The organism is Methylibium sp., from assembly GCF_013817365.1.
Taxonomy (GTDB): Bacteria; Pseudomonadota; Gammaproteobacteria; order Burkholderiales; family Burkholderiaceae_C; genus Methylibium.
Genome location: NZ_JACDCU010000184.1, coordinates 1 through 7,489, shown reverse-complemented (window position 1 = coordinate 7,489; position 7,489 = coordinate 1). Strand labels below are relative to the sequence as shown.

Here is a 7,489-nt window from a genome sequence, read left to right as displayed (position 1 = left end):
AAAGCGGCGGTCAGCTTCGACCCGAACTTCGCTTTTGACCCCGGCATGTGGCCTTCGTCTGCGCACCAGGCACGCCAGGCGGCGAACGCCTGTCCGACAGCGACGCCCTCCGACGCCGGCACGACGCAGTAGTCGGCGGCAAAGGCGCTGATAGGCGACGACGCCCGCTGGAACTCGGCAATCTCGTTCTTGCTCGACTCCGGTTGCAGGAGCCGTCCACGGCGTCGCAACTCGGCCAGCCCCCGCAGCGACCAGCACACAATCCCCGGAAGCTCGGCCTGCAACTTGGCGTCGAGGTTCATGTCCTCCTGACCGAGAAAGGAGACGCGAGTCTTGATTAAGATCAAACGCGACGCCAGCGCGCCGGATGGATCTGGAAAGTCGAGCATCTGGTTCACGCAAATGGCGAACCTCGTTGGCAGATGCAGCGTGACGGCGTCGCGGTGTTTCCGGTTGATGGTGACCGAGTCTTCGCCGGAAATGCCCTTGAGGCGATCGAGCACGACGGCCGAGTCGAGCCGGCCGGAAATGTGTGCGTCCCCAAGCCACGCCAGCGGCTTCCCGATCAACGGTGCCAGGCCGAACTCGCTGGCCAGGCTGTTGAGCGTGGGCGAGCAGACGTTGTGCGGGCCGAGCATCGAGCACAGGACGCGACCGATGGTTCCCTTGCCCGAGCGCGCCGGCCCGAGCAGCAGCAGGATTTTTTGCATCGACGTGTCGCTGGTGAGCAACAGGCCGAACCACAGCGCCAACGCCTGGACGGATTCGGCGTCACCGTCGAACCACTGCAGCAGGCAGCGTTCCCACGTCGGGCATGTGGATCCGGGCGCGTAGTCGAACGGCAGCGAGTAGGCGGAAAACCATTGTGGCGTGTGCGGGATCAGCCGCGCCGTCGTTGGCTCGGCGAGGTATTGGCGCACGTCGAGGATGCCGTTACGGAACGCGACCGCGTCGGCAGCGGCGAATGGCGCCGGTGACGAGCCGAGCCAACACGGCGTCACAGGCCGATCAACGAACACGCCCGGGAGTGACTGCAGCGCGTCGGCGACATTGCTGACGTTCGCCGCCGTTGGGCGGAAGCCTACGGCCCCGTCCTTGGTCTCGACCTTCGCGTCCTCCAAAAAGGGGTAGAGATTGGCGCGCAAAGCCTCGTCATCGATCGTCTCGTAGTGGGTGCCCGTGTGGCGGTGAAACTCTCCACCGTGTCGCCGGATGAGCGAAACGCCGTCGCCGGTCGCCTCGCGCCTGACGAACTCGCGCGCTGATGGAACCGGAGCCGCAGGGTCGAGCAGCAGCGCATCGTCCCCGAGATCTTGAACGCGCGCCTTCGCCTTCTCCGCACGCTGCGCCTTGCGCGCGTCGTTCCGTATTCTGGCGAGCGCGTTGCTGTCCAGCGCAGAGCCGAGGACGTCCTTGATCCTGAGCTTGAGCACCTGGAACTCGGCGTCGTCCAACGCCGCCAGGGCATCGCCGGCCCCATAGACGAGCGCGGCGGCGGCGATCACGTCGCTGGCGGCGAGGTCGACGACCTGGTCGAGCAAGGTCTTGCCGAAATCCTGCGCCGGCGTCGGCTTGGCCAACAGCGCGCCGAACACCGCCGATCGGTACGCCTTCTCAAGCGTGTCGCGGTTCACGCGCGCATCGTCAGGTGTGCCGCTCTGCCGGTTCCACGCCTCGTACAGCGGTCGAGCCTCGTCAATCGGCACGCCGAGTTCCGCGCAGATGCAGGCCATGCGATACTGTTGCGCGTGGAACCCCTCGCCGGCGTTGTGGCGAGCCGCCGGCGCTGCGGCCAAGTACGCAGCGAGCCGGCGCGTGCGCTCGGCGGCCGGGATCTTCGCCAGCGCCTCCATATCAGGCGCGGGCGCCTGGTCATCGTCGCCGGCCTCTTTCTCTTTGCGCTTTCCACCTGTCATTCCAAGGCGTTCGGCCATGGCCGTGACGACCGCGAGCAGCTCGCCGTAGGTGATGCGCGTTGGTTCGCCGGGCTCGCCGCCGAACCATTCACGCTGCGCGCCGCTCGGATGCATGCTCGGCGGGATGGCACCTTGCGCGCCCGCCCCAAGGAGGTCGATGCCGCGTCCGTTGCCGTTCGTCCAATGGCGTGTGCCCGGAAAGCGTGGCAGCTTGCCCTCGTCCATCGCCGCGCGGACCTTGCCGCCGATCTTGGGGAGGACCGAGTCGGGGAACTCCTTGTCGGTGACGACGTAGTTGCGATGCGCGCGCGGGCGCCCCGGACGACCGTCCACCTCTCCAGTATCCGGAAGCAACTCGTCAGCCGCCGACCATGCGTCGGTATCCTCGGGGTCGAAGTCGAGATCGAGCATCACGCGTCGCCCCGACAGCGGTCCGCAGATGAGCCCCACGTTCTGGCCATCCGCGAAGTCGTCGGACGACATGCGAGGATGGAGCGGCCAGCCAGTGTCGGTTGGATTCTTCCCGCACTTCATGCGGCAGAGCGCGAAGCCCCGCAGGGTGTAGGCGCGGTACTGTGCGGCCGACAACAAGGGCTCCACCAGCGTCGCCTGTTCGGGAGGATTCATGTCCAGCCCCTCCACGTCGCGATCGCGACCTCCCAGGACGTGGCCTCCAGATCCATGCGCCCCGCAGCGGCGAGCGCATCGAGCGCGCGATCGGGATGCAGCGCCGACCCGAGTCGCGCGACTTCATCGCGCAGCGTCCGAGCGACGAGTCGGTGGCGGCGGGCTTGCCCGACGGCCAGGTCGTGGGCGCCGCTGCCGTCGATGGTGCGATGCTTATTGCTCGGCGGTGCCGCGGCAGCATGGTCTCTGGTCACAGTGGTTGTCCTTGTCGTGTCGAAGAGAGCCGGGCCTGGCAGGGTCCGGCTTTCGCGTTTGAAAATGGGGTTCAGGTCGCGGCGGGCGGCATGCCCAGCCCAGCGAGCACGCGGTCGCAGTCGGAGACACGCAGCATGTAGCCATCGCGTCCGCCGCGCATCTTTCGCGGCGACGCGGGCAAGCGGCCTTTGTCGATCAAGTCGATGAGCGCGGCGCGTCCGATGCCGTAGCGGCGGCAGGCCTCGGGCACCGTGACGACGCGGCGCGCCTCTGGCTTGGCTTCACCGGAGCGCCATTCAGCGAGCGCGCGCGGAAGCTCGGCGGCGATGGCCTCGCGCACGGCTGCGGCGATGGCCTGGGCGATGTCGCTCATGGGCGCACCGGGGCGCCGACAGCGACGAGCAGAGCCGATTGCAGATCAACCGGGCGCGCGTACCAGCGATGCCCGACGCGGAACGACGGCACCAGCCCGGCGCGGCACCATCGTGCGGCGGTCGCGCGTGAGATGGGGAGCGCCGAGAGTTTCAGCGCCTCGTGCAACGGAAGCGCGCCGTCCAGCCGATTTGTTGCGTGCATGGCGGCCAGCATGCGCGCGGCGTGCTAACAATTGTTCGTTCCTGGTCTGTTCATCGAACAGACCGTCGCCTACGGTGCCGCCTTCCAGCGCCAATAGCCCCGACCATCCATGACGTGCTTCTCCGCCCAAATCCGATCGCGCTTGCTGCATCCACGCGACTTCGCGACCAACTGGCCCGGCGGCTGTCTGATGTGCGCAGCCAGGTCATTTGTCCGCACGCGCTGGCCGGCGAAGCGCACGCGCAGCGCATGGACGAGGTTCCGCAGCTTCTCCGGCGCCATGGCCTCGGGATCCGCGTTCTGCCCGTGCGCTGGCGGTGGAGTGTCGCCGCTGGCCATCAGCCGTAACACGGTGGTCAGCGACTGCGCGCACGCGCGGATGGCCGACAGCCGGGCCGCGTGCAGCGGGGTATCGCACGCACGCATCAGTGCTCCGTGGCGCTGGATCAGCGGGACGAAGAGCGGGCGGTCATGCAAGGCGCCCCACAGTTCGAGCAATGCATCCTCGCCCACGTAGCGCCGCACCAGCAGGGCCAGATCGTCAGCGTGACCGAGCATCACCGATGAGGGGCCGCGAAGCGCCGACACGCTGCAACCAAGCACCTTGGCAGCAACGGCGTCGAGCGCCGGATAAGGCTTCCGGTCTAGCCGCACCCGATCGGCGGTGGTGCCAACATCGTCGAGGTACCGGCAGATGTCCTCCATGCGCTTGCGAACGTGGGCTGGCGGTCGCGCGGTGTTTCCGGTTGGCAATTGCAACGCGCGGCCCTTCACCGGACCCCCTGCGCAGCGACCGCAGGGGAAGGCCGCCTCAACCACAGCGTCGAATCTGGCCAACGATCAACCTCGGCCTCGAACATCTGCGACAGCCGCGAGTAACCCGCGGTCGTCGCGGCATCCGCATGGCCGACAGCCTTGCGCAGCCGATCGATGTTCATGTCCGCGCGCGCAGCCTTGAGGCTGATGTAGCAGTGACGCAGGCTGTGCGCCGTGCGCTCGCCAACGTCCAGCTTGATGCGAACGCAGTACCGGCGCAGCGCGGCGGTATAGTCGCGCGCCCCCTTACCCTTCGCGGCCGACTCGCGCAGTTTCATGCCGCTACCGCCAGCGCGGATCTCGGGCGGCAAGATGTGGCCCGTGGTCTTGGCCAGCGGTTGAAGGATCGCGCGCAACTCCGGCTCCAACGGGATGAGCCGCTCGGCATCCGACTTGGAATCGTAGTCGTCCGCGAGCTTGAGCGTGATGACGCCCGCATCCCACTGCACCCATTCCCAGCGCAGATGCATCGCCTCCTGGGCGCGGGCGCCGGTGTAGACCAGGAGGCAGCAGGCCAGCCACCACGGGTCGGCCTCGGGCTTGCGAGCCAAGGCGTTGTAGATCGACGTGGGATGCACCTTGCGTGCCTTGGCGATCGCGCCGATGGCCTCACCGCGTGATCCCCCTGCGGCGGCGATGGCCGCAGCCAGGTCGGCGTGCGCCGCAATTGAGTGATCGCGCGCCGTGTCGCTCACCAGCCGGCGCAGCTCGTCCGTCGTGAACAACGGCTTGAGGGTCGTCGGTTCCTTGAACCGCGGCAGCTCGACCAGCGTATCGAACGGCAGCCGACGCTTCCGCAGAGCCAGGCCCGTCACCTGGCGGCAGATGACCAGGATCTTGTTGCGCGTCGCAGGCGAGAGCGGCGCGACAGTCGTGCGCCGGTTCTTGGCATCGGCGGCATACGACCAGCCGGCCTTGAGTCCGGTGATCCACGTTCGCACGCGGACGGGGAAGGCGTCGGTGCGCATGTCGGTGACGCCTTCGCGCAGCAGGCCAGCGGCAACCTTCTTGATGAGCGCGGTGCGCTCAGCGCCGACGCCAGAGGCGGCGAGGTTCTCGCAGAGCAGCGCCGCGAAGTCCTGGAACGTCGCTGCACGCGCGACGGTCTCGCCCTTCACGAAACTCTTGCGCGTTTCTCTCGCCCAGTCCTTGGCAGCGTCCGGAAGGATCGGCGTCCCATCCCGTCGCCAGCTCTCGATCGCGAAGCGTTTGCATTGCCAGGCGCCGCTCTCGTCGCGGGCGCGGACCTGCGCAGCGGTCAACCGACCGGCCGCATCGGGGTCGCGATAACTGACGCCGGTTCCCTCGATCCCAAGCGGTGATGAACGGCCCATAGTGTGCTCCTGCTCCGTTGCGTGATTGGCCCCCCGTTCCGGCTTCCGGGGGTCAATGCTTCGAACGGGTCAATCTATCGCACACTATGCAACACGATTTAAGGGTACGCTAGGGTCATTAACGACCGCATCCGGTCCAGTCGTAGCAATGCTTTACGACGCTAACCAATGCTGCAAATCGTGGGGAAATTGGCCCTCCGAAGGCGGGGGTCGGAGGTTCGAATCCTCCCGAGTGCGCTTAGAAAACCCCGGTAAAAGCCGGGGTTTCTTCATTCCCGGAAATCAGCGGAAAGGGCGATGCACAGAATTATGCACACAAAATCGGCCTGGCGATTTGGCCGCGCTGATCCTGCGCGATTTGGCCGCGCCTTCAGCGCGTCCTTCCTGGCGATCAGCGCGTCCATCCTGGCCTGGAGGTCGCGGACTTCATCGGCCAGGAAGTCGAACACCCAGCGCGGCGCGGTCGCTGCATGGTCGCGGGTCTCGCGCCTCATGCCGCCCCCGCCGGGCCAGGCCTACAGGCTCTCAGACCGACGATCGTCCGCGACCCCTCCGCCAGCACCTCGGGGCGGCGATCGTGGCTCACAACCAGCGTCAGCGAGGCAGCGATGGCCCCGTCGCTGGCTTGGGGCGGACCATGCAGCCGCGACCGGGGGCAGCGGTAGCGCATCGACCCCGACCGGACGCGCGCCGCCTGCACGCTGCGGCGCGAGACTGACAGCATGTCGGCGGCGGCGGTTTGGGTGACTGGCGAGGATGCGCAAATTTGCGCATCCTCTTTGGCGTGTTGGTTCGTCCCGTGGCGCAGCCCCGCCAGCTCCGCCGCGATCATCGCCCGCTGCGACTCGGTCAACACTCGCGCCGGCCTGTCTGACAAGCTCCCGCCGTTGGGTCTCCGCCGACTCCTTCAGCGTCGCGATCGCACGCGCTGCGACCGAGACCAGCAGAGCGAACCCGCAGCGTCAACGCGTACCTGCGCACGCTCGATGCTGGCCGCCGAGCGCGCAGCCGAGCGCGTGGTCAATGCGGTCGCCATCGCTGCGGCCAACGTTGCCCGGTCGGCAAGCGCCGACACAGCAGCGATGGCCTGCGGCGTCCAGCGATGCCGCCGCAGGAGCGCAGCGTCACCGGGCGGGATACGTCTGGCCATGTTGCCTCCGAATACTGAGAAGGTGCCGCATTGCGTCGTTCGACGGCCGGCGGCCCGGCTGTCCCTGTTTCGAAGAAAGCCCTACCGCCCGCACGAACGCCTCGCGGGTCTGGCCGGTAGGAGGAGCGGCCCCACGACTAGAAAAGATGTCCGCGAAATGATCGGCGCGCCACGTCATCCGCGGCGGCGGGGTTCCCCAGCTTGAGAGCGGCCCCGCTGGCCACTGCGACCTTTAGATTTGCGCGCACGTCCAGGATGCGCCGCCGCGTCGCGACGAGTTCCTTATCGGAAACCTGTTCGATGCCCGCCGACGCCTGGCGAATCAATTCGCGCTGTTCGGTCTCAAGCGAGTCCTTCAGCGCCGCGATCGCATGCGCCGATGCGGCGATCCCCTGTTTTGCGACGGCGAAATCGGCCGCGCGCTGATTGGCCAACGCCTGACGAGCTGCGCGCCCGAGTTGATTGAGGAGGTCCATGTTCAGCCCCCACGGATCGACCAGAGCGGCGACCCCGCCGCGTCGATACGCACGACGGCGCGCTCGATCGATGCAGCGAACAGCTGAATGGTAAACTCCATCGCGTCCGAGGCAGAAACCCCCTTGTTGATGACGCCCAGCGCCGAATCGAGAACAAGGTCCAGCGGGCTGCGATCCGCGGCCGGCAGGAGGTACCATCTCGCCGCCGGCAAGAAGCGCGACGCGATCACGGCCAGGCCGGGGACGCCGGCGGGGAAGAGGTTCGCGTAGGTGACGGCGACGCCCGGCGCGGCCAGGATCGTTGCTGGCGCAGCGCCGAGCGCGCCGCCGGGCGTGGTC

The 7,489-nt window shown here is 67.6% G+C and carries 10 protein-coding genes; all 10 read right to left on the bottom strand.

Features of this window, described 5'->3' with window-relative positions; genetic code table 11:
• Positions 1-2,543, bottom strand: a 2,543-nt coding sequence (locus tag H0W38_RS12145) for a phage/plasmid primase, P4 family (RefSeq protein ID WP_292454323.1), incomplete at its 3' end; no start/stop codon positions are given.
• A complete protein-coding gene (locus H0W38_RS12140; protein WP_292454321.1) occupies positions 2,540-2,797 on the bottom strand; it encodes a hypothetical protein in 258 nt (85 codons plus the stop codon). The genes H0W38_RS12140 and H0W38_RS12145, both read right to left, overlap by 4 nt.
• A gap of 71 nt (positions 2,798-2,868) precedes the next feature.
• Complete coding sequence (locus H0W38_RS12135; protein WP_292454319.1) at positions 2,869-3,171, bottom strand: helix-turn-helix domain-containing protein; 303 nt, start codon at positions 3,169-3,171, stop codon at positions 2,869-2,871.
• Entirely contained in the window at positions 3,168-3,386 is a 219-nt protein-coding gene (locus tag H0W38_RS12130) for a helix-turn-helix domain-containing protein (RefSeq protein WP_292454317.1), read from the bottom strand. Before H0W38_RS12130 ends, H0W38_RS12135 begins: the two co-directional genes overlap by 4 nt.
• A gap of 57 nt (positions 3,387-3,443) precedes the next feature.
• Positions 3,444-4,133, bottom strand: coding sequence for a hypothetical protein (locus tag H0W38_RS12125; RefSeq protein WP_292454315.1), 690 nt, complete (start codon positions 4,131-4,133; stop codon positions 3,444-3,446).
• Positions 4,134-4,144: 11 nt separating this feature from the next.
• Positions 4,145-5,158, bottom strand: coding sequence for a site-specific integrase (locus H0W38_RS12120; protein ID WP_292454313.1), 1,014 nt, complete (start codon positions 5,156-5,158; stop codon positions 4,145-4,147).
• Between the two features lie 635 nt (positions 5,159-5,793).
• Positions 5,794-6,018: a hypothetical protein gene (locus tag H0W38_RS12115; RefSeq protein WP_292454311.1), complete on the bottom strand. Its 225-nt coding sequence runs from the start codon at positions 6,016-6,018 to the stop codon at positions 5,794-5,796.
• A complete protein-coding gene (locus H0W38_RS12110) occupies positions 6,015-6,377 on the bottom strand; it encodes a hypothetical protein (protein WP_292454309.1) in 363 nt (120 codons plus the stop codon). The genes H0W38_RS12115 and H0W38_RS12110 overlap by 4 nt, the downstream gene beginning before the upstream one ends.
• Before the next feature lie 434 nt (positions 6,378-6,811).
• A complete protein-coding gene (locus H0W38_RS12105; RefSeq protein ID WP_292454307.1) occupies positions 6,812-7,150 on the bottom strand; it encodes a hypothetical protein in 339 nt (112 codons plus the stop codon).
• Positions 7,151-7,152: 2 nt separating this feature from the next.
• On the bottom strand, positions 7,153-7,489 hold a 337-nt coding region (locus H0W38_RS12100; protein WP_292454305.1), incomplete at its 5' end, for a hypothetical protein.

Excerpts from the sequence above, each read along its gene's own strand:
- H0W38_RS12135 (WP_292454319.1), bottom strand. The coding sequence starts at position 3,171 with ATGAGCGACATCGCCCAGGCCATCGCCGCAGCCGTGCGCGAGGCCATC.
- H0W38_RS12130 (WP_292454317.1), bottom strand. The coding sequence starts at position 3,386 with ATGCTGGCCGCCATGCACGCAACAAATCGGCTGGACGGCGCGCTTCCG.
- H0W38_RS12120 (WP_292454313.1), bottom strand. The coding sequence starts at position 5,158 with ATGCGCACCGACGCCTTCCCCGTCCGCGTGCGAACGTGGATCACCGGA.
- H0W38_RS12115 (WP_292454311.1), bottom strand. The coding sequence starts at position 6,018 with ATGAGGCGCGAGACCCGCGACCATGCAGCGACCGCGCCGCGCTGGGTG.
- H0W38_RS12105 (WP_292454307.1), bottom strand. The coding sequence starts at position 7,150 with ATGGACCTCCTCAATCAACTCGGGCGCGCAGCTCGTCAGGCGTTGGCC.